Origin of the sequence: Salinibacillus aidingensis (assembly GCF_039522525.1) — a bacterium.
GTDB classification, from domain to species: Bacteria; Bacillota; Bacilli; order Bacillales; family Alkalibacillaceae; genus Salinibacillus; species Salinibacillus aidingensis.
Window position 1 is genome coordinate 323,095 of sequence record NZ_BAAADO010000004.1, and the last position, 22,963, is coordinate 346,057.

Annotated in this window: 20 protein-coding genes; all 20 read left to right on the plus strand. The window is 39.6% G+C overall.

Annotated features, from left to right (window positions below):
• Nucleotides 1-45 precede the first annotated feature (45 nt).
• The 20 genes from pyrH to ABD006_RS11795 all read left to right on the plus strand — a co-directional run bounded on the left by pyrH (nucleotide 46) and on the right by ABD006_RS11795 (nucleotide 22,939).
• Nucleotides 46-774 carry a UMP kinase gene (pyrH, locus tag ABD006_RS11700; protein WP_343841187.1) on the plus strand — a complete coding sequence of 243 codons (729 nt, stop codon included), beginning with the start codon at nucleotides 46-48 and terminating at the stop codon, nucleotides 772-774.
• On the plus strand, nucleotides 771-1,328 hold the full coding sequence (frr, locus tag ABD006_RS11705; RefSeq protein WP_343841190.1) for a ribosome recycling factor: 558 nt from the start codon (nucleotides 771-773) through the stop codon (nucleotides 1,326-1,328). The genes pyrH and frr overlap by 4 nt, the downstream gene beginning before the upstream one ends.
• A gap of 203 nt (nucleotides 1,329-1,531) precedes the next feature.
• The gene (uppS, locus tag ABD006_RS11710; RefSeq protein ID WP_343841193.1) at nucleotides 1,532-2,293 is read left to right on the plus strand and encodes an undecaprenyl pyrophosphate synthase; all 762 of its coding nucleotides are present in this window, start codon (nucleotides 1,532-1,534) and stop codon (nucleotides 2,291-2,293) included.
• A 15-nt stretch (nucleotides 2,294-2,308) separates the two neighbouring features.
• The gene (locus ABD006_RS11715; RefSeq protein WP_343841196.1) at nucleotides 2,309-3,103 is read left to right on the plus strand and encodes a phosphatidate cytidylyltransferase; all 795 of its coding nucleotides are present in this window, start codon (nucleotides 2,309-2,311) and stop codon (nucleotides 3,101-3,103) included.
• 20 nt (nucleotides 3,104-3,123) lie between these two features.
• Nucleotides 3,124-4,272, plus strand: coding sequence for a 1-deoxy-D-xylulose-5-phosphate reductoisomerase (locus tag ABD006_RS11720; RefSeq protein WP_343841198.1), 1,149 nt, complete (start codon nucleotides 3,124-3,126; stop codon nucleotides 4,270-4,272).
• A gap of 15 nt (nucleotides 4,273-4,287) precedes the next feature.
• Entirely contained in the window at nucleotides 4,288-5,550 is a 1,263-nt protein-coding gene (rseP, locus tag ABD006_RS11725; protein WP_343841200.1) for an RIP metalloprotease RseP, read from the plus strand.
• A gap of 65 nt (nucleotides 5,551-5,615) precedes the next feature.
• The gene (locus tag ABD006_RS11730) at nucleotides 5,616-7,325 is read left to right on the plus strand and encodes a proline--tRNA ligase (RefSeq protein ID WP_343841203.1); all 1,710 of its coding nucleotides are present in this window, start codon (nucleotides 5,616-5,618) and stop codon (nucleotides 7,323-7,325) included.
• 73 nt (nucleotides 7,326-7,398) lie between these two features.
• A complete protein-coding gene (locus tag ABD006_RS11735) occupies nucleotides 7,399-11,691 on the plus strand; it encodes a PolC-type DNA polymerase III (protein ID WP_343841206.1) in 4,293 nt (1,430 codons plus the stop codon).
• A 326-nt stretch (nucleotides 11,692-12,017) separates the two neighbouring features.
• Nucleotides 12,018-12,491, plus strand: coding sequence for a ribosome maturation factor RimP (gene rimP / locus ABD006_RS11740; protein WP_343841209.1), 474 nt, complete (start codon nucleotides 12,018-12,020; stop codon nucleotides 12,489-12,491).
• Between the two features lie 15 nt (nucleotides 12,492-12,506).
• Nucleotides 12,507-13,619 carry a transcription termination factor NusA gene (gene nusA / locus ABD006_RS11745; RefSeq protein ID WP_343841211.1) on the plus strand — a complete coding sequence of 371 codons (1,113 nt, stop codon included), beginning with the start codon at nucleotides 12,507-12,509 and terminating at the stop codon, nucleotides 13,617-13,619.
• 14 nt (nucleotides 13,620-13,633) lie between these two features.
• Nucleotides 13,634-13,909, plus strand: coding sequence for an RNase P modulator RnpM (gene rnpM / locus ABD006_RS11750; protein WP_044157463.1), 276 nt, complete (start codon nucleotides 13,634-13,636; stop codon nucleotides 13,907-13,909).
• Nucleotides 13,906-14,220, plus strand: a complete 315-nt coding sequence (locus ABD006_RS11755; protein WP_343841215.1) for a L7Ae/L30e/S12e/Gadd45 family ribosomal protein — start codon at nucleotides 13,906-13,908, stop codon at nucleotides 14,218-14,220. Before rnpM ends, ABD006_RS11755 begins: the two co-directional genes overlap by 4 nt.
• Nucleotides 14,221-14,224: 4 nt before the next feature.
• The gene (gene infB, locus ABD006_RS11760; RefSeq protein WP_343841218.1) at nucleotides 14,225-16,375 is read left to right on the plus strand and encodes a translation initiation factor IF-2; all 2,151 of its coding nucleotides are present in this window, start codon (nucleotides 14,225-14,227) and stop codon (nucleotides 16,373-16,375) included.
• A complete protein-coding gene (locus ABD006_RS11765; protein WP_343841221.1) occupies nucleotides 16,372-16,650 on the plus strand; it encodes a DUF503 domain-containing protein in 279 nt (92 codons plus the stop codon). Before infB ends, ABD006_RS11765 begins: the two co-directional genes overlap by 4 nt.
• 32 nt (nucleotides 16,651-16,682) lie before the next feature.
• On the plus strand, nucleotides 16,683-17,039 hold the full coding sequence (gene rbfA / locus ABD006_RS11770) for a 30S ribosome-binding factor RbfA (RefSeq protein ID WP_343841223.1): 357 nt from the start codon (nucleotides 16,683-16,685) through the stop codon (nucleotides 17,037-17,039).
• Between the two features lie 69 nt (nucleotides 17,040-17,108).
• The gene (gene truB, locus ABD006_RS11775) at nucleotides 17,109-18,038 is read left to right on the plus strand and encodes a tRNA pseudouridine(55) synthase TruB (RefSeq protein ID WP_343841226.1); all 930 of its coding nucleotides are present in this window, start codon (nucleotides 17,109-17,111) and stop codon (nucleotides 18,036-18,038) included.
• A 40-nt stretch (nucleotides 18,039-18,078) separates the two neighbouring features.
• Entirely contained in the window at nucleotides 18,079-19,020 is a 942-nt protein-coding gene (gene ribF / locus ABD006_RS11780; RefSeq protein WP_343841229.1) for a riboflavin biosynthesis protein RibF, read from the plus strand.
• A 128-nt stretch (nucleotides 19,021-19,148) separates the two neighbouring features.
• On the plus strand, nucleotides 19,149-19,418 hold the full coding sequence (gene rpsO, locus ABD006_RS11785) for a 30S ribosomal protein S15 (RefSeq protein ID WP_044157470.1): 270 nt from the start codon (nucleotides 19,149-19,151) through the stop codon (nucleotides 19,416-19,418).
• Nucleotides 19,419-19,595: 177 nt separating this feature from the next.
• Nucleotides 19,596-21,713 (plus strand): polyribonucleotide nucleotidyltransferase, encoded by a 2,118-nt coding sequence (pnp, locus tag ABD006_RS11790; RefSeq protein WP_343841234.1) that lies wholly within the window; start codon nucleotides 19,596-19,598, stop codon nucleotides 21,711-21,713.
• Between the two features lie 269 nt (nucleotides 21,714-21,982).
• A complete protein-coding gene (locus tag ABD006_RS11795) occupies nucleotides 21,983-22,939 on the plus strand; it encodes a polysaccharide deacetylase family protein (protein WP_343841237.1) in 957 nt (318 codons plus the stop codon).
• The last annotated feature ends 24 nt before the right edge of the window (nucleotides 22,940-22,963 follow it).

The following is a 22,963-nucleotide window of genomic DNA, read 5'->3' on the forward strand; positions in this document are numbered from 1 at the left end:
TGAACTTTATAGAATGTGAAAAATTGATAATAGATGGAGGTTACTATGACATCAGTCCAGTATAAACGAATTGTACTTAAGTTAAGTGGAGAAGCTCTAAGTGGAAATGCCGGCTATGGACTTGACCCTGTTATTGTAAAATCAATTGCCCAGCAAGTGAAAGAAGTAGCAGAGCTTGGTGTGGAAGTCGCAGTCGTTGTAGGTGGCGGAAACATATGGCGCGGTAAAGTAGGCAGTGAGGTAGGTATGGACAGGGCTACTGCTGACTATATGGGAATGCTGGCAACTGTCATGAATTCACTGGCTTTACAGGATAGTCTCGAGAACATTGGAATTCCAACCAGAGTGCAGACATCTATAGAAATGAGGCAGGTTGCAGAGCCATACATTAGGAGAAAAGCTATGCGTCATCTGGAGAAAAAACGTGTGGTGATCTTTGCAGGGGGTACAGGTAATCCGTACTTTTCAACAGATACAACGGCAGCATTGCGGGCTGCTGAAATTGAAGCCAATGTTATCTTAATGGCCAAAAATAATGTTGATGGGGTTTACAATGCTGACCCTGTAAAAAATAAGGATGCTAAAAAGTATACACAGTTATCCTATTTAGATATTTTAAATGAAGGATTAGAAGTTATGGATTCAACAGCATCTTCACTCTGTATGGACAATGATATCCCGCTTATTGTGTTTTCTATTACGGAAGAAGGAAATATTAAACGTGTTGTTCAAGGAGAAAATATTGGAACTATTGTTAGGGGGAAAGAAAAATGAGTCAAGCAGTCATTAAAGAAACCCAGGAGAAAATGGAAAAAGCAAAAGATGCCTATCAAAAACAATTAGCAACCATACGTACAGGCCGCGCGAATCCATCTATTTTAGATGGCGTATTAGTGGAATATTACGGTACAATGACCCCATTGAACCAATTAGCAAATGTTTCAGCACCAGAGGCTCGTTTACTTGTGATTACTCCATTTGATAAAAGTGCATTAGGTGACATGGAAAAAGCTATTCAAAAAGCAGATTTAGGGTTAACTCCAAATAATGACGGGAATATGATTCGTATTAATATTCCAGCATTAACGGAAGAACGCCGTAAGGAATTGGTGAAAATTGTCCGTAAATATGCCGAAGAAGCAAGAGTACAAATCCGTAATATTCGTCGTGACAGTAATGATCAGCTGAAGAAAATGGAGAAAGATGGAGAGCTGACAGAAGACGAACTGCATGGCTTTCAGGATGATGTTCAAAAAGAAACAGACAAATACATTGATAAAATTGATCAACTAACAAAAGAAAAAGAAGATGGAATCCTGGAGGTTTAATGCTCACATCTGCTTGTTTATGTGAGCTCCTTATTCATTCCATAAAAAAAGAAAAGGATTGATAAATCTCCCACTGCATGGGGGATTTTTCACATCCAATTATCATTAACTCGAAAGAAAGTCTTTCTTTCTCCTTAGTGATTGATTTATAATATTTGTACTTATTAAATGGATAGATAAATCCTGACTGGAGGATTTAATTTATGGCAATACGGATTCCTTTTTTAAAAAGTAAGAATAGAAAACGCAGTACGATACAAACAAATGAAAGCCTGCCAGGACATGTCGCTATTATTATGGATGGAAATGGAAGATGGGCGAAAAAACGAGGTCTGCCAAGAGCTGCGGGACACAAAGAAGGAATGAAAACAATAAAAAAAATTGTAAAAAAAGCGGTTGAACTTAAGCTGAATGTTCTAACATTATATGCTTTCTCCACAGAGAACTGGAAGCGCCCTAAATCTGAAGTGGATTATATTATGAAATTACCAAGTGAATTTTTAGATACATATTTACAAGAATTAATAGATAACAATGTTCAAGTACGAACAATCGGTGATTTTAGTGCCCTTCCTGTTCATACTCAAAAGGCTGTTCAGACTTCTATAGACGAAACTGCTCAGAATGATGGGCTCATCCTGAATTTTGCTTTAAATTATGGAAGCAGAAATGAAATCGTTGGTGCTGTGAAGGATATTGTTCATGATATTGAACAGCAGCAGATGTCAAAGGATGATATTAATGAGGAAGCGATTTCGGAAAGATTGTATACGAAGGACTATGAAGATCCAGACTTGTTAATACGCACCAGTGGAGAAATTCGCATTAGTAATTTTTTATTATGGCAGATTGCTTACGCTGAATTTTACTTTACAGAAGTACTATGGCCGGACTTTGACGAAATTGAATTTGAAAAATCCCTCATAGATTATCAGAACCGTAAAAGAAGATATGGGGGAATTTAAGGTGTTGAAGAAAGCATGAAAGAAAGAGTATTGACCGCTATTATAGCATTACTTTTATTTGTACCCATTGTCATATATGGACAATGGCTATTTCAGCTTGTTATTTACCTTTTAGCCTCCGTATCACTCTTGGAATTGCTCAAAATGCGTAATATTCCTATCATATCCTGGCCGACAACCATTTCAATGCTTTCATTATGGATCCTTTTATATGATTCCTCTATGTTACCCATAACTTTTCTTGAAAACTATAGTAAGCTGGAGTGGCTTGCTTTAGGCGTATTTGTATTATTAGGGTATATGGTGCTGAAAAAGAACACTTTTACTTTTGAGGATACTGGTTTTTTAGCAACCTCTATTGTTTATGTGGGAATTGGCTTTTATTGTCTCATGCTGGCTAGAGAGTCAGGTCTTGAATACCTGCTTTATGTATTGGTTGTCATCTGGGCAACTGATACAGGAGCATATTTTGTGGGCCGATCATTAGGAAAGAGAAAGCTTTGGCCGAACATTAGTCCGAAAAAGACTGTCGAAGGGTTTATAGGTGGAATTATACTGGCTTGCGTAGTAGCTGTTATTTTTCAATTCATCTATGCTATTGGGGACTATTCGGTTTTATCTATGATCGGGATTACAATCATTGCTTCAATGGTAGGTCAAATTGGTGATTTAGTGGAATCGGCCATTAAACGTACATATGATGTGAAAGATTCCGGTAAGATTTTACCGGGTCATGGTGGCATATTAGATCGGTTTGACAGCTTAATCTTTATGTTGCCTGTGTTATATTTTATTGGCTTTTTTAATTAACAGGTTTAGGAGCGGTGTTGATGCAAAATATTACCCTGCTTGGTGCTACAGGATCCGTAGGCCTTCAAACAGTTGAGGTCATACGGGAGTTAAAAGAACAATTTCACATTTATGCCATTGCTTATGGAACAAGCACAGAAAAAGCCCTTCCTATCATCGAGGAGTTTCGCCCTCAATATATTGTTGTGAGTAATAAAGAGGCGAAACAGGAATTGGAAAGGAAAATCACTTACAATCCCGTACTATTAGTTGGAAATGAGGGAATGACTGAAGTTGCCACCCTTCCTGAAGTGGACATGGTTGTGAATGCTGTCCTGGGAAGTGTTGGTCTTGAACCAACTTTGGCCGCTATAAAGGAGAAGAAAAGAATTGCCTTTGCTAATAAGGAAACACTGGTAACCGCCGGACATCTTGTTATGAAAGAGGCACGTAAACATGGAGTTCAGCTTCTTCCTGTTGACAGTGAGCATGCCGCCATCCATCAATGTCTGAAAGGTGAGCGGGCAGATGAGGTTAAAAGACTTATCATTACAGCCTCAGGAGGCAGTTTTAGAGATAAATCAAGAGAAGAGCTTCAGAATGTGACCAGGCATGATGCTCTTAAACATCCTAATTGGAGTATGGGAGCTAAAATAACGATTGATTCGGCTACCATGATGAATAAAGGTTTGGAAGTCATAGAGGCCCATTGGTTGTTTGATATTCCTTTCGAGCAGATTGATGTAATTTTACATAGAGAAAGCATTATTCATTCCATGGTTGAGTTTAAGGATCATAGTATAATGGCACAGCTTGGGACCACAGATATGAAAGGACCCATACAATATGCATTAACGTATCCAAACAGGCTTGATATTTCAAATGCAAAAGCGTTAAACTTAATGGATATAGGAAAACTGCAATTTGAAAGGATGAGCCTGGAACGCTTTCCTTGTTTAAAAATGGCTTATGATGCAGGAAAAATCGGTGGCACCATGCCGACAGTGCTGAATGCTGCCAATGAACAGGCGGTAGAATTGTTTTTAAATAATAAAATTTCTTTCCTTGAGATAGAAGATTTTATTCAAAAAACAATGGATAAGCATACAATAATACAGGAACCAGATTTATCTACAATTATAGAAGTGGATCAATCAACAAGGCAACGAGTAAAATCTTATGTAAACTAAAGGAAGGTGCTTTCTTTGAATACGGTTATTGCTTTTATTTTTATGTTCGGTCTGCTCGTCTTTATTCATGAGTTTGGCCATATGATTTTCGCGAAAAGAGCAGGGATGTTAGTTCGCGAATTTGCCATTGGGTTTGGACCCAAAATTTTTTCATATCGAAAAAATGAAACTCTATATACAGTCAGACTGCTTCCTATTGGTGGTTATGTAAGAGTTGCAGGGGAAGATCCTGAAATTATTGAACTGAAGCCTGGTCAGCATATTGGTCTTGAGTTTAATCAAATTGGAAAAGTCAATAAAATTATTGTAAATAATAAATCCAAGCATCCAAATGCCCGTGTGATTGAAGTAGAACGTGTTGATTTGGATCATGAATTAATGATTACCGGTTATGATGTGGATAGTGAAGAGCGTTTAACATTTGACGTTGATCCAAAAGCGTTTTTCATTATGGATGAAAACGAAACACAAATAGCGCCTTATAATCGTCAATTTGCATCAAAATCAGTGCCCAAAAAAGCTATGCAGATTTTTGCGGGGCCGATGATGAATTTTATACTGGCCATCGTCGTGTTTATCATCCTTGGTTTTGCACAGGGCGTACCTGTTGAGGAAGCACAACTGGGTGAAATCAGCGAAAATTATCCTGCTGACGAATCAGGATTACAGCAGGGAGATCGAATTTTACAAGTCGATAATACATCCATTGATACTTGGGTCGATTTTGTAATGGAAATCCAGGCGCATCCAAATGAAGAGGTTGAATTGACCGTGGACCGCAATGGAGAAATCATGAATTTATCGGTTACACCAAGAGCCATAGAAGGGCAGCAAGGTGAAGAAATTGGGCAAATCGGGGTTCGACAGGCATTTGATGAATCGCCGGGTGAAATTGTGAAATATGGGTTTACAGAGACCTATGAATTGTCAACGCTGATTTTAACAAGTGTTGGACAACTCGTTACAGGACAACTATCCATTGACAATCTCGCTGGACCTGTAGGTATTTATGATGTCACCGACCAGGCTGTTCAGACAGGTTTCTACACATTCCTGACCTGGATGGCGATGTTAAGTGTGAACTTAGGAATTATTAATTTATTGCCACTGCCTGCCTTAGATGGGGGACGGTTGTTATTTGTGGGGTATGAAGCAGTTCGGGGCAAACCTATTGATCCTCAAAAGGAAGGGATTGTTCACTTTCTCGGATTTGCGCTGCTCATGTTATTGATGATCGTCGTAACATGGAATGATATCCAGCGATTATTCACTCCATAGGCTGTGTAAAGCACCCTTAGATTGAACAGGTTATTAGATTAAATAAGAAATCGAGGTGCATGTTTATGCGACAAAGCAATTTACTAATACCTACCTTAAAAGAAAATCCAAATGATGCTGAAATAAAAAGTCACCAATTATTGGTTCGTGCAGGCTTTATGCGACAAATTGCGTCCGGCCTTTACAGCTTTCTGCCTTTAGGAAATCGTGTGCTAAGAAAAGTGGAACAGATTGTAAGGGAAGAGATGGATGAAGCAGGAGCCTCAGAAATGCTGATGCCTGCATTACAGCCATCCGAATTATGGAAGGAATCCGGACGCTGGGAAACGTTTGGACCAGAACTTATGCGAATCAATGACCGCCATGAACGGGAATTTGCCTTAGGTGCAACACATGAAGAGGTTATTACAAGTATTATTCGTGATGAACTGAAGAGTTATAAAAAACTGCCTTTAACCGTCTATCAGATCCAATCGAAGTTTAGAGATGAAAAAAGACCTCGATTTGGGTTGCTACGCGGGCGTGAATTTTTAATGAAGGATGCTTATTCCTTCCATGAGAGTTTTGAAAGTCTTGATGAGACCTATGAAAAATTATTTAATGCCTATAAAAATATTTTCAGCCGATGTGGTTTGGATTTCCGCGCTGTTATTGCCGACTCTGGAGCTATGGGCGGAAAGGATACCCATGAGTTTATGGTTCTGTCAGAGGTTGGAGAAGATGTGATCGCCTATTCTGACACATCTGACTATGCAGCCAACATCGAAATGGCACCTGTTATAACAACATATGAAACTTCAGATGAAAAATTAAAAGAATTGCAAAAAGTGGAAACACCGAATCAGAAAACGATGGAAGAAGTGGCAGATTATCTGGGACACTCATTGGATCAGGGTATAAAAGCTCTCATGTTTAAAGTGGACGAGCAATTAGTTTTAGTCATTACACGAGGGGATCACGAAGTCAATGATGTTAAGTTAAAGAACTTATATGATGCAAGTTTCGTTGATTTAGCCAGTGAAGAGGAAACCAGACAGGCTATGAATGCCGGATTTGGCTCATTAGGGCCAGTAGGTGTCCCTGAAGATATTGATATTGTTGCCGATCATGCCGTACAATCTCTGGTTAATGTTTCCTGCGGGGCAAATGAGGATGGCTATCACTATATGAATGTTACCCCTGATCGTGATTTTAAAGTAAGCCAATATGCAGATTTAAGGTTTATTCAGGAAGGTGATCCATCCCCTGATGGGAACGGTAAAATTAAGTTTGCCAGAGGTATTGAAGTGGGTCACGTGTTTAAACTGGGAAGGTACTATTCTGAAAAGATGAATGCTACCTATTTGGACCAGAATGGAAAGGCCAATTCATTTATCATGGGCTGTTATGGTATAGGAGTTTCACGTACCCTTGCCGCTATCGTTGAACAGCATCATGACGACAATGGTATCACCTGGCCGGCTCAGGTTGCTCCATATCATGTTCACCTGCTGGCATTAAATGTGAAAAAAAATGAACAACTGGAGCTTGCTGAGGAAATTTATGAATCATTGAAAAAAGCTGGTATTGAAGTGTTATTTGATGATCGTCAGGAACGCGCAGGTGTGAAGTTTGCGGATAGTGATCTTATGGGCATACCTTTGAGAATAACTGTTGGTAAACGTGCAGCTGAAGGCTATGTCGAGGTTAAATATCGAGATTCCGGAGAGCAGGAAGATGTTCAGCAAACAGAAATTATTAATACTGTACGTTCTTTTATCAGTGAGGTAAAATAGAATAGAGCATTTTTCAACCCTTGTCACTAATTTACGACAGGGGTTTTCCAGTTTAACAGGGGGAGATTTAATTATGCCGGTCACCAGCCGTGAAAAAATGGAGATTTTGCTGGAGCAAATTCAATTACCCAATGACATTATCAATAAATATTTTCAAGAAGCCTCCTTAGAGAAATTAACCGTTTTTAAGAAGGAGAAAATGTGGCGCTTTACATTCCGTGTTCAGAGTGTACTGCCGCCGGATGTATTTCAGTTATTTGAAACCAAAATTCATGAAGCTTTTGATCATATAGCTTCTGTAGATTTTAAAATAGAAGCGGAAAATCAAGAATTTAAGAGGGAGTATATAGATGAGTACTGGTCTGTTTTCATTCAATCTGTCCCTGATTTGCTGCCTGCCTACAAGGATATTCTTCATCAGCAGACACCGGAATTGGATGGCAATAAACTAACGATTTTGGCCAGAAATGAGGCGGAATCCCACGCCATTAAAAAACGCTTGCAGCAGCCTGTAAGTGATTTTTGTGCCAAGATTGGCTGTGCTCCTTTTCAAATTCACGTGAATGTCAAAGAGTCTGAAGAGGACTTGAAACGATTTATCGAAATGAGAGAGCAGGAAGATCAAAATCTTATACAAAAGGCTGTAAAAGATAAAGAAGAAAGAGCAAAAAAACAAAGTGAAGAAAAAAGTAATGAGCCCTTTACCATTGGTTATCCTATTCAGGAAGATAAGGTTGAGATGGAAACCATTGTGGAAGAGGAGCGGAGAATTACGATAGAAGGCTATGTTTTTGACGTTGATATTCGTGAGTTGCGATCTGGTCGTCATTTATTAATTGCAAAATTAACAGACTACACAGACTCTCTTACTGTAAAAATGTTTTCCAATGGTGAAAGTGATCAGGAGAAGTTTAAACAGTTAAAGAAAGGGATGTGGGTGAAAGCACGAGGGAGTATTCAAACGGATACTTTTACAAATGAATTAACCATGATGGGCCGGGATATTAACCAGATCCAAAAAGGTGAACGCTCTGATCAGGCTCCAGAGGGAGAAAAAAGGGTGGAATTACATGCGCATACCATGATGAGTCAAATGGATGCGCCAGTATCAGCATCCCGCCTCATTGAAACAGCTGCTAAGTGGCAGCACCCTGCTGTTGCAATTACTGACCATGCTGTCGTACAGTCCTTTCCTGAAGCGTATGCTGCAGGAGAAAAGCATAATATTAAAGTGTTATATGGGGTAGAAGCTAATGTAGTCGATGACGGTGTTCCAATTGCTTATAATGAGCATGATCGAATGCTGGAAGATGCAGAATATGTGGTCTATGACGTTGAAACAACGGGGTTATCGGCAATATATGATACGATCATTGAACTTGCGGCAGTCAAAGTGAAGAAGGGGGAAATTATCGACAGATTCGAATCGTTTGCCAATCCTCATCATCCATTGAGTGAGACAACAACAGAATTAACCGGAATCACGGATGAAATGGTTCAAAATGCACCTGAAGTAGATGAAGTGCTGGAAGATTTCCACACCTGGATGGGGGATGCCATTCTTGTTGCACATAATGCAAGCTTCGATATGGGATTCCTGAATGCCGGACTTAAAAAAATCGGGAAAGAAAAGGCGCCAAACCCTGTGATTGATACGCTTGAGCTCGCAAGGTTTTTGCTGCCTAATTTAAAGAATCATCGTTTAAATACTCTATGTAAAGTGTTTAACATTGAATTAACCCAGCATCACCGGGCCATTTATGATGCAGAAGCAACAGGATATTTACTCTGGAAGCTTGTAGAGGAATGCTTTAAAAAAGATATTTCCAACCATAATCAGCTGAATAACCATATGGGTGAAGGAAATGCCTATCAACGGTCAAGACCTTTTCATGCAACATTATTAGCACAAAATCAGGAAGGGCTTAAAAATTTATATAAACTAGTTTCGATTTCTCATATTGATTATTTTTACCGAGTTCCAAGAATCCCACGGTCAAAATTGCAAAAGTATCGTGAGGGTATTTTAATAGGTTCCGGCTGTGATAAAGGTGAGCTTTTTGAAACCATGATGCAAAAGTCAAAGGAAGAAGCGGAAGATGTGGCAGCCTTTTACGATTATATTGAAATACAGCCTCCGTCCAATTATGCGCATCTGATTGAAAAGGAACTGGTCCGGGATGAGCATGATTTACTCGATATTTTGAAAAATTTAACGGAGCTTGGAGAAAAATTAAACAAGCCTGTGGTGGCTACGGGGAATACCCACTACATTGAAAAGCATGAAAGAGTTTATCGACAAATATTAATTGCTTCACAGAGCGGAAATCCATTAAACCGGCAGACATTACCTGATGTTTATTTCAAAACAACGGATGAAATGCTGAATGAACTCTCCTTTTTAGGTGAGGATAAGGCTTTTGAAGTTGTAGTTGAGAATACACAGAAAATCAGTGAATGGATCGATGAAATTAAACCGGTGAAAGAAGACTTGTATACGCCTAACATTGACGGAGCCGAGGACGAAATGCGGGATATGACGTATGGGCGTGCGAAGAGCATTTATGGAGATCCTCTGCCGGACATTGTTAAAAACCGTCTTGATAAAGAATTGGACAGTATTATCGGTAACGGATTTGCCGTTATTTATCTGATTTCGCAAAAACTCGTTAAAAAGTCGCTGGATGATGGTTATCTGGTTGGCTCAAGGGGATCTGTCGGTTCGTCGTTAGTTGCTACAATGACAGAAATTACTGAAGTGAATCCTCTTCCACCACATTATGTTTGTCCAAACTGTCAGCACTCTGAGTTTTTTAATGATGGATCTGTTGGCTCCGGATTTGATTTACCAGAAAAGGATTGCCCTAAATGCGGGACCAGTCTGAATAAAGATGGACAGGATATTCCATTTGAAACCTTCTTAGGATTTAAAGGTGATAAAGTTCCCGATATTGATTTGAATTTCTCAGGGGAATATCAGCCACGGGCACATAATTACACAAAGGTTCTATTCGGTGAGGACAAGGTGTATCGTGCAGGAACCATTGGTACCGTTGCAGATAAGACCGCATATGGCTATGTGAAGGGGTATGCATCCGATCACGATATTACGTATAAACAGACTGAGGTAGATCGCCTGGTTCAGGGCTGTACGGGAGTTAAACGAACAACCGGGCAGCATCCGGGCGGGATAATCGTTGTGCCGGATGACAGGGAAATATATGATTTTACACCAATACAGTATCCAGCAGATGACCGGAGTTCTGAGTGGAGAACAACTCACTTTGACTTCCATTCCATTCATGACAATTTGCTTAAGCTGGATATACTCGGACACGATGATCCCACAGTTATCCGTATGCTGCAGGACTTAACCGGAATTGATCCTCAGGAGGTACCAACAGACGATCCTGAGGTCATGAAAATATTCAGTGGTCCTGAATCTCTTGGTGTAGATGCTGAACAAATTATGTGTAAAACAGGAACATTAGGTGTCCCTGAATTTGGTACCAGGTTTGTTCGGCAGATGCTGGAAGATACAAAGCCGTCTACCTTTGCAGAATTAGTCATGATATCGGGATTATCACATGGTACAGATGTATGGTTGGGCAATGCTCAGGAATTGATTAATAAAGGTATTTGTACACTGCCCGAGGTAATCGGCTGTCGTGATGATATCATGGTATATTTGCTCCACAAAGGGTTAGAAGCTTCTCTTGCCTTTAAAATTATGGAGTTTGTACGTAAGGGGAAAGGACTGCAGGATGACTGGATTGAAGAGATGAAGAAGCATGGTGTACCAGACTGGTATATTGAATCCTGTAAGAAGATTAAGTACATGTTCCCGAAAGCTCACGCAGCTGCTTATGTATTGATGGCCATTCGAATCGCCTATTTTAAAGTACATTATCCGATTTACTTTTATGCAGCCTACTTTAGTGTGCGCGCCAGTGACTTTGAGCTGGATACCATGATAAAGGGAAGTCAGGCCATTCGGAAACGGATTGAAGAGATTCAGAACAAAGGGAATGACGCCTCTCCAAAAGAAAAAAGTTTACTGACTGTCCTTGAAGTCGCCTTAGAGATGAACGAAAGAGGCTATTCATTCCAAAAGGTAGACCTGTATCGCTCAGACGCCAAGGATTTTCTAGTAGACGGGGATACGCTCATCCCTCCATTTAATGCAATTGACGGTCTGGGTACAAACGCCGCTTTAAATATCCAGAAAGTCAGAGAAGATGGCGAATTTCTATCAAAAGAAGACTTGCGCGAAAGAAGTCGAATATCCAAAACCGTATTGGAGTACCTTGATCAGCATGGCTGTTTAGAAGGATTACCGGATGCCAATCAGTTATCTCTCTTTTAGTATGTTTGCAAAGTTTATGAAGTTATGGTATATTTTTGTTGGTATAACAAAGGATACGAAGTAAGGATAAAGAGTGGGGCAGCCCACTCTTTCCTATTACCTGAAGGTTTATTACTTTATTGGCAGCCGTAAAGGAAGAAACTGGTTGTCATAAACTTCTATTTTGTTATGGGTGAGTTTTTGTTCTTTTGATTCTGTTAGTGATTCAAATGGCTCTGAAGGAAAATTCCCTGCTTGTATAGCAGGGAATTTTATCGTAAATGATGTATCATTTGAATCCTGCGGCAAAAGGGTAAATCTACATAAACGCTAAAGGAGTGATCGGAATGGGAAAAAAAGTAACAGAGACGACAGAAGAGCTCGTACAACCCATTTTGGACGATATGAACCTGGAACTTGTAGATACAGAGTTTGTGAAGGAAGGGAAGAACTGGTTTCTTCGTGTTTATATCGATAAAGAAGGCGGTGTGGATATAGAAGAGTGCGGAAAAGTGAGTGAAGCGCTCAGTGAGAAATTAGATGAAGCAGAGCCTGTAAAAGACCCCTATTATCTTGAAGTATCTTCGCCAGGGGTAGAGAGACCGCTGAAAAAGGAGCAGGACTTTATCGATCATACAGGTGAAAACGTGTATGTGAAGGTTTATAAGGCTATTGATGGTGAAAAAGAATTTGAAGGAAAGCTGCGTTCTGTTGAAAATGGGATTGTTAATTTGGAAGTGAAAGTTAAAACCAGAACAAAGAATGTTGAAATTCCCTTCGATCAGATAGCTAAAGCTCACTTAGCTGTTACATTTAATTAAAAGGAGGATATCAAGGTGAACAACGCCGATCTTTTTGAGGCAATCCAATATTTAGAGAAAGAGAAGGGTATCGATAAAGAAATTTTAATGGATGCCCTGGAAGCTGCCTTAATTTCAGCTTATAAAAAGAATTTTAAATCAAAAACAAATGTACGTGTGGATCTGAATGAAGAAACAGGCTCAATGCATGTACTGGCACGAAAAACGGTTGTTGACTCTGTTGAAGACGACCAGACCGAAATCACCTTACACGAAGCCCAGCAAATAGATCCAAGCTACGAAGAAGGGGATATTGTAGAGCTTGAGGTAACACCTAAGGACTTTGGCAGGATTGCGGCTCAGGCTGCAAAGCAGGTCGTTACTCAGCGTGTTCGGGAAGCTGAGCGCGGTGTCATTTATAATGATTATATTGATCGTGTAGAAGATGTTATGACGGGAATTATTCAACGTAAAGATCATCGCTTTATTTATATCGATTTAGGAAAAGCAGAAGGTCGCTTACCGCATAATGAAGTTATGCCAAATGAATCTTATGAAGTACATGACCGGATTAAAGTTTTTCTGACAAAAGTGGAGAGCACAAATAAGGGACCGCAAATTTTTGTTTCCCGTACACACCCTGGACTTTTAAAACGTTTGTTTGAGATGGAAGTCCCTGAAATTTATGATGGTATTGTTGAGGTTAAATCTGTTTCAAGAGAGGCTGGAGACCGCTCAAAGATTTCCGTACATGCCGAGGATCCTGAAATTGATCCTGTTGGTTCTTGTGTTGGTCAGCGTGGTCAAAGGGTTCAGGCTGTAGTGGATGAGCTAAAAGGAGAAAAAATTGATATCGTAGAGTGGTCAGAGGATCCTGTCGTTTATATCTCGAATGCTCTTAGCCCGGCCAAGGTGCTTTCTGTATTAGTGGATGAGGAAGATAATGCCACAACAGTTATCGTTCCGGATTATCAGTTATCATTAGCTATTGGAAAGCGTGGCCAGAATGCTCGTCTTGCTGCTAAATTAACAGGATGGAAAATTGATATAAAGAGTGAATCTGTAGCTTTGGAAGAGGGGCTGCTTGAGGAAAACCATGAGGAAGAAGAAGCTGATTCTGAACCAGAAGAAGAAAATTCTTTTGAGTAAGGGGAGATTTTCTTATGGCTAAAAATAAAAAAGCACCTTTGCGAAAATGTGTGATGACGAAAGATATGAAGCCTAAGAAGGAACTTATCCGCGTAGTGAAAAATAAAGACGGCGATATCTTTATAGATGAAACAGGAAAGAAAAATGGCCGTGGAGCTTATTTAACAAAGGATAAACATGTTATTGAACAGGCAAAAGCGAAAGATGTTTTATCTCAAACCTTTAATGTAAAGGTGGATACAGAAATATATCAGGAATTACTAGACTACGTTGAAGGTGTAAAACATTGAAAAATTCCTACTTAAATCTAGTTGGATTGGCATTCAGAGCTGGAAAATGCAGTTTAGGAGAGGAAGCCATTTTAAAAGATATTCGCTCGAAGCAGATGAAGCTGTTAATTATAGCAAAAGATGCAGCACCAAACACAAAAAAGAAATTTACAGATAAGTGTACGTATTATGATATACCGTTTGTCATTGGAGATGATCGTGACCAATTATCACAGGCCATGGGTAAAAATGGTCGTGTGGCTGTAGGTATTAAAGACGACGGATTTGCGAAAAAGATTATCTCCATGCTCGAAGAAACTAACCGGGGGTGAATGTATGAGTAAATTGCGAATTTACGAATACGCAAAACAGAACCAATTAAAAAGTAAGGAAGTTATTGAAAAACTAAAAAGTTTAGATATAGAGGTATCCAATCACATGTCCACCATTACAGATGGAACCAAAGCTATTCTGGATAAGGAATTTGGATTTGGTGGTACGGTGAAGGATGACCAGCCCAAACAGCAGGGTAATAAGCCTGAGCAAACTAAGCAAAACAACAGTAACCCTAAGAATAAGAAAAACAACCAATCTCAAAATGCCGGTCAAAAGCAACAGGAAAACAAAAAAAATGGTCATAAAAAAGGGAAACAAAAGAAAAATAAAAATACTATGAAACAACAAAATCAAAATCAGAATGAAAAACAACAATCAAATAAAAAACCGGCATCACCTGAAAAAATAACTTTCTCCGGCTCTTTAACAGTTGGTGAACTGGCGGAGAAATTAAATAAAGAGCCTTCCGAGCTTATTAAAAAATTGATGTTTCTTGGTGTGATGGCCACAATTAATCAGGATCTTGATAAGGATACCATCGAACTTCTTTGTGAGGAATATGGGGTAGAAGTTGAAGAAGAAGTGGTGGTTGATGAAACAGACATCGAAAATTATGATTTTGAAGATGCTGAAGAGGATTTAATTGAGCGTCCATCTGTAGTGACGATTATGGGTCACGTTGACCACGGAAAAACCACTTTACTTGATTCCATTCGCCATACAAAGGTGACGGAGGGAGAAGCAGGTGGAATTACTCAACATATTGGTGCCTACCAAATTGAGCCGGAAAATGGAAAGAAAGTTACCTTCTTGGATACACCGGGTCACGCAGCTTTTACAAGTATGCGCTCAAGAGGTGCTCAGGTAACCGACATTGCCATCCTGGTGGTGGCTGCTGATGACGGCGTTATGCCACAAACTGTTGAAGCCATCAATCATGCGAAAGCAGCTGAAGTGCCTATTATTATCGCTGTTAATAAGATTGATAAAGAGGGAGCCAATCCTGACCGTGTCATGCAGGAATTGACGGAGTACGAGCTCGTTCCGGAAGACTGGGGTGGAGATACGATTTATGTTCCTGTGTCTGCACTTAAAGGAGAAGGCATTGATGATTTACTTGAAATGATTACCCTGGTTGCAGAGGTTGAAGAGCTGAAGGCTAACCCTGATCGCCTTGCTGTCGGTACAGTAATAGAAGCTGAATTAGACAAAGGCCGTGGTCCAGTTGCCACTCTACTTGTTCAAAATGGAACACTGAATGTCAGTGATTCATTAGTTGTGGGTCATACATTTGGCCGTGTAAGAGCTATGGTCAATGATGAAGGACGTCGTATACAAGAAGCAGGCCCATCTACTCCAGTTGAGATTACAGGTCTGAATGAAGTACCTGAAGCAGGTGACCGATTTGTTGTCTTTGAAGACGAAAAGAAAGCGCGTCAAATTGGTGAAGCAAGACAACAGCAGCAAATTGAAGCACAGCGTAACGATTCCGCGAAAGTAAATATTGATGATCTGTTTGAACAAATAAAACAGCAGGATATGAAGGAAATTAACCTTATTGTAAAAGCAGATGTTCAGGGATCCGTTGAGGCTGTTGCAGCATCCTTGCGTAAGATTGAGGTTGAAGGTGTTAAAGTTAAAATTATTCACACGGGTGTAGGTGCCATTACAGAGTCTGATATTATCCTTGCCTCTGCATCTAACGCTATTGTTATTGGTTTTAACGTAAGACCGGATGCCAATGCGAAGAATGCAGCTGAAACAGAAAATGTAGATGTAAGACTTCATCGTGTTATTTATAAAGCCATTGAAGAGATTGAATCGGCGATGAAAGGTATGCTGGACCCTGAGTATCATGAAAAGATAACAGGTCAGGCAGAAGTCCGTGAAACCTTTAAAGTTTCTAAAGTAGGAACCATTGCGGGTTGTTATATTACTGAAGGTAAAGTTACCCGAAATGCTGGTGTACGTCTTATTAGAGATGGTATTGTCCAATTTGAAGGTGAAATTGATTCATTAAAGCGTTATAAAGATGATGTAAAAGAAGTTGCTCAAGGGTATGAGTGCGGAATTACAATTAAAAACTACAATGATATTAAAGAAGGAGACATTATTGAAGCCTTTGTTATGGAGGAAGTTAAGCCTGTATGATCGTGTATCTTGAAATCGAATGCTTCATTTATGACACCCATTCATTAAAGCAGAAACGGTCCGTGTTAAAACGGTTTTTGCACAGGATCAGGCAATCATTTAATGTGTCCATAAGTGAACTTGATTATCAGGATTTGTGGCAAAGAACATTAGTAGGCATCGCACATGTCTCATCTGACAAAATACAGGCAGAAAAGGTTCTTCAGGAAATCGTAAAATTAACAGACTCCTTTTCTGAACTTGAAGTAACAAATAAACAAATTGAGTGGTTATAGACTCATCCCTTGTTATAAAGAGGTGTTAGCAAATGAGTGAACTTCGTGTCAATCGAATTGCAGAACAGATGAAAAAAGAACTTGGGGATATTATTGGCAAGAAAATTAAAGACCCCCGTATTGGATTTGTTACAGTAACAGATGTAAAAGTCACCGGTGATCTGCAGCAGGCAAAAATTTTCATTTCTGTTTTAGGAGATGACGAGCAAAAGTATGATACACTCGCCGGACTTGCAAAAGCGAAAGGGTTTATCCGCTCCGAAATAGGGAAACGAATTCGCTTACGAAAGACTCCTGAGATCACCTTTGAGTTTGATGAGACGATTGAATACGGAAATCGAATTGAACGGATTATAAGTGAACTCAACGAAGACACGGATGAACAGTAGGCATGAAAGGATAGGCATTTATGTCTATCCTTTTCACTTGTTTAAACAAAGAAGATTGGAGGGTCAAATATGGATGGAATCCTCCCTTTATGGAAAGAACCTGGTTTGACCTCACACGACTGCGTGTTTAAGGTTCGAAAGCTTTTGAAAATGAAAAAAGTCGGTCATACAGGAACGCTGGACCCCCAGGTTGATGGAATTTTACCGATTTGTATTGGACAAGCCACTAAAATATCTTCTATTATTATGGAATCTCCAAAAGTTTACGAAGCGGAAATAACGCTGGGAATTGCCACTGAAACAGAGGATCAGGAAGGACAAATCATCAAAAAGGAAAAGGTTTCAGACACTCTCACGATTGATGATATTGTACAGACACTATCTGAATTCGAAGGGGAAATCGAGCAGACTCCACCCATGTATTCTGCTGTAAAAGTAAAAGGGAAAAAGCTTTACGAGTATGCGAGAATGGGGGTAGAAGTGGAGCGCCCGCAAAGAAGTATAACCATTCATCATCTGAAGCTTTTGTCTGAAAGCATTGACTGGTCACAGGATCATTCAACAGCTTCCTTTCGTATACGTGTAAAATGTTCAAAAGGTACGTATATCCGTACATTATGTGTAGATATAGGTTCCGCTTTAGGCTATCCTGCACATATGTCACAGCTGACTCGAACGGAATCGGGGACATTTCGTCAGACACAATCCCTAACGATAGAGGATCTTAAGAAGGCTGTATTGGAAGATAAAATTGAAGAAAATCTGTACTCAATCGACTTTGCTCTACAAAAATTTGATACACTGTATATAAGTGAACAGGATGTCTCCCGCTATAAACATGGACAAGTGTTACCTTTACCTGAAAACATGCCGAGTACAGACCCTTTTCGGATTAAAGCTGAAACGACAAATGAATTAATCGCTCTCTATCAGATTCATCCCAGTAAGAAGGATTTTATGAAGCCCTATAAAATGTTTCAGGTTCCTGCTCAAACGTAGGCGAAACAAACATACTTGCTGCTGTAAAGAAGGTGGAAAAATGGAAGTATTTGAACTGGAATATCCAATTGAAAAATCCTTGGATGTACAGGATATGGCTCTGGCTATTGGTTATTTTGACGGGGTTCACCTTGGTCATCAGAAGGTCATTGGTGAGGCAAAAAAAGCAGCCGAAGAAAAACATTTGAAAAGTGCAGTGATGACCTTTCATCCTCACCCTTCTGTTGTTTTAAATAAAGAAATTCAGGAGGTCCATTATCTTACTCCAAAAAGAGCTAAGCTGGAGCAATTTGAAAATTTAGGGATTGATTATGTCTTTATTGTAAAGTTTAATGAATCTCTGGCGCAATTGGAACCCGATAAATTTGCAGAAGAGTTTTTAATTAAACTTGGTGTTAAGCACTTAGTTGCAGGCTTTGATTTTACATATGGTCATAAGGGTAAAGGAAATATGGATACCATGAAGGAACATTCCAAAGGTGAGTTTACCCTGTCGATGATAGAAAAAGTGAGTCATAATAATGAAAAGATTAGTTCTACAGCCATTCGTAACAAGATAGCTGAAGGCCGGATGAATGATGCCCGCCAGCTGTTAGGAAGACCTTATCGTTTAAAAGGAAGAGTTAAAAAGGGAAGTCAAAGGGGTCATACAATCGGATTTCCCACAGCAAATATACAGCTTTCTGATGACTATTATTTGCCCAAAGTAGGCGTATATGCAGTACAGCTTGCCTTAAATGGGTCAACTTATTACGGAATGGCTAACCTTGGCTACAAACCTACATTTAAGGAAGGTGATGCAAAACCATCCTTAGAAGTGTATATTTTTGATTTTTCTGGCAATATTTATGGTAAAGAGGCAGAGGTGGACTTCTTTACGTATATACGGGAAGAACAAAAATTTTCTGGTATTGAGGAGTTAAAGTCACAGCTCCGTCATGATGAGGAAATGATACGACAATTTTTTGCGATTTCTTCATAAACCTCTTGCATTTTTAGTCAAAAAGTTGTATCGTATAATCCGTACGTTATTCAACCATCGCTTGGCTTAGCGCTTCACCAACGCTATGCTAGGAGAATGGGGATTATAATAATAGGAGGTGAAACAGGATGGCTTTAACACAAGAACGTAAGAATGAAATCATCAATGAGTTTAAGACACATGAAAACGATACTGGATCTCCAGAGGTTCAAGTTGCTGTCCTAACTGAAGAGATTACCAAGCTTAACGAGCATTTGCGTGATCATAAGAAGGATCACCATTCACGTCGTGGTCTTTTGAAGATGGTAGGTAAACGCCGTAACTTGCTGAACTACTTACGTAAAAAAGATGTAACTCGCTACCGTGAGTTAATTAAAAAACTTGGTCTGCGTCGCTAATTTTGTTTTTATCCGCGGATCAGCAGAGAAAGATAAAAAGCGGGATAGAATCCCGCTTTTTCTATAGGAAGAATTTTTGTTATATTTTGGATAGGAGTATTTTTTACATAAATTTATACGCAGTAGTTACAATCTAACTATAAACGTAATTTTTTTGTTTGAGAGGAGTAGTACAAAATGGCAGAAGATAAAAAGGAGTACTCCATTGATATAGCTGGCCGTACGCTTAAAGTTGAAATTGGCGAACTTGCTAAACAGGCAAACGGCGCATGCATGATACGATATGGAGAAACAGCTGTATTATGTACAGCCACTGCATCAAATGAACCGAAGAATCTAAACTTTTTCCCGCTTACAGTGAACTATGAAGAAAGATTATATGCTGTAGGTAAAATTCCGGGTGGTTTTATCAAGCGTGAAGGGAGACCAAGCGAAAAAGCAATTTTAACCTCCAGACTCATTGACCGTCCAATAAGACCGCTATTCCCGGATGGATTCCGTAATGAGGTACAGGTGATCAGTACAGTTATGAGTGTTGATCAGGACTGCTCATCAGAAGTAGCCGCCATGATTGGGTCTTCCATTGCGTTGGGAGTTTCTGATATTCCATTTAACGGACCGATTGCAGGTGTTATTGTTGGACGAATTGATGGCGAATTCATTATTAATCCTACTGTAGATCAGTTGGAGAAAAGTGATATCAATCTGTCTGTTGCAGGTACGAAGGATGCCGTTAACATGGTAGAAGCTGGAGCGAATGAAGTTCCGGAAGAAGTCATGCTGGAAGCCATCATGTTTGGTCATAAAGAAATTCAAAGACTGGTTGAATTTCAGGAAAAAATTATTGAAGAAGCCGGCAAAGAAAAAATGGAAGTTGAACTTTTCCAACCAGAAGCATCCATCAGGGAACAGGTTGAAAAAGATGCTAAGGAAGAATTAATCCAGGCTATTCAGGTAGAGGAAAAACACGCAAGAGATGAAGCGATTGAAAAAGTAAAAAATGAAGTACTGGAGAAATATACAGAAGAGGAACAGGATGAAGATGTCCTTGGACAAGTTCGGGATGTACTGGATGCATTGGTTAAGGATGAAGTACGCCGTTTAATCACAAAAGAAAATGTACGTCCGGATGGTCGTGCTCCGGATGAAATCAGACCATTGTCTTCCCGTGTGGGTGTGTTGCCAAGAGCACATGGATCGGGTCTGTTTACAAGAGGTCAAACCCAGGCCTTAAGTGTATGTACATTAGGAGCATTGGGCGATGTTCAGATTTTGGATGGACTTGACCTGGAAGAATCAAAGCGCTTTATGCATCACTATAATTTCCCTTCCTTTAGTGTAGGTGAGACCGGTCCAATTAGAGGGCCAGGACGTCGTGAAATTGGACATGGTGCACTGGGTGAACGTGCTTTAGAGCCTATTGTTCCTTCTGAAAAGGAATTCCCATACACAATCAGGGTTGTTTCTGAAGTGTTGGAATCAAACGGTTCAACATCGCAGGCAAGTATTTGTGGAAGCACGATGGCTATGATGGATGCAGGTGTGCCTATAAAAGCTCCAGTAGCGGGTATTGCTATGGGACTTGTGAAACAGGACGAAGATTATACGATTTTAACAGATATTCAGGGCATGGAAGACCATCTTGGTGACATGGACTTTAAAGTTGCCGGAACAAAAGATGGAGTAACCGCTCTTCAGATGGATATTAAAATTGAAGGCCTGTCACGTGAGATTTTGAAAGAAGCTCTGACACAAGCGAAAAAAGGGCGTATGCATATTCTCGGCCATATGCTTGAAACCATACAGCAGCCACGTCACGAGCTTTCTGCACATGCACCAAAAATCTTAACGATGAGCATTAACCCGGATAAAATCAGAGATGTCATCGGACCAAGCGGTAAACAAATTAACCAGATTATCGAAGAAACAGGCGTAAAAATTGATATTGAACAGGATGGAAACATCTTTATCTCATCAGCCGATATGGATATGAACAAACAGGCGAAGCAAATTATTGAAGACCTGGTTCGTGAGGTTGAAGTAGGTAAGACATATCTTGGTAAAGTTAAGCGCATTGAAAAGTTTGGAGCCTTTGTAGAGCTTTTCAAAGGTAAAGAAGGTCTTGTTCATATTTCACAGCTTGATGAACGTCATATTAAGAATGTTTCAGACGTTGTTTCCATTGGAGATGACATTCTGGTTAAAGTAAAAGAAATCGACAACCAGGGAAGAGTTAATCTTTCACGAAAGGATGCAATGAAGGAACAAGGAGTTGCGAATAAGGAAACTGAATAGACGATAAAGTAAGAAGCTGGCCTGCCAGTTTCTTTTTTATTGGATTTTTTGGGCATTCTGCTTATGCCGGACCTAACCGCTCGCCTTCGCTTTTCTATGTCCAGCTACGGCTCCCAGGTCAAGGCGGATATAAGCCAAAGCCATTCCGTGGCCAAACCCATGCCACTCCATGTCTTCGTCTTATCCCGCATGACCTAACCGCTCGCCTTCGCTTTTCTATGTTCTACACGGGGCTTGTTTTTCATAGGGTTTAGGGAGAGGGGGATTTTATGAGGCGGCGTTATTGGATTCAGGGTATATTATTTGTCGTTCTTGTTATGCTGTCATATGGTTTATTTGAGAATACTTATACTAAAGACTATGTTTCCGTTATGGAAAATATTTCAGTATCCTCTGTCGATAAAAGTGATTCACTTTATAAGGAAATTGAACAAAAGGCTCCAAGCTTTGAGGTAGAGCCTCAAAATGCTAAAATACATAAAGTGTGGAAAAAAATGCCGGGTTTAAATGGTTTAGAGGTAAATGTGGATAAATCCTATTTAAAAATGGAGGATACAGGGGAATTTAATAAAGAGAAGCTCGTGTATAATGAAACAGAGCCTGAGGTTACGTTTGATGACCTCCCTGCCGCTCCTGTTTACCGGGGACATCCGGACAAAAAAATGGTTTCTTTTCTCATCAATGTTTCCTGGGGAGAAGAATATATACCAAACATGATTAAAGCGCTAAAAAAACATAACCTGAAGGCAACATTTTTTATAGATGGAAAATGGGCACAGGATCATGTTGAGCTATTAAAGATGATTAATGAGGAAGGTCATGAAATCGGCAGTCACGGCTATAATCATCCTGATATGAGTCAAATGAACAAAGAACAAATTACCGATCAGATTACAAAGACCAACGGCATTATTAAATCTATTATTAAAAAGAAGCCTGAATTTTTAGCTCCACCTGCGGGTAACTTTAATAAATATGTTGTCAACGTCGCTGCTGAACATAACATGGAGACGATTATGTGGACGATTGACACCATTGACTGGGATAATCCTTCTAAGGCTCAAGTTATGAATCGTGTTATACCAAAATTAGAAGGGGGATCCATGATTTTAATGCACCCGACAAAAGTAATGGAGGATACACTTGAGGACTTAATTTTGAAAATCAAGGAAAAAAACTATAAAATTGGTACCGTTGGAAATTTATTATCAGAGAACAGATCATGAAATGAATATGTTTTATTTAGGAGG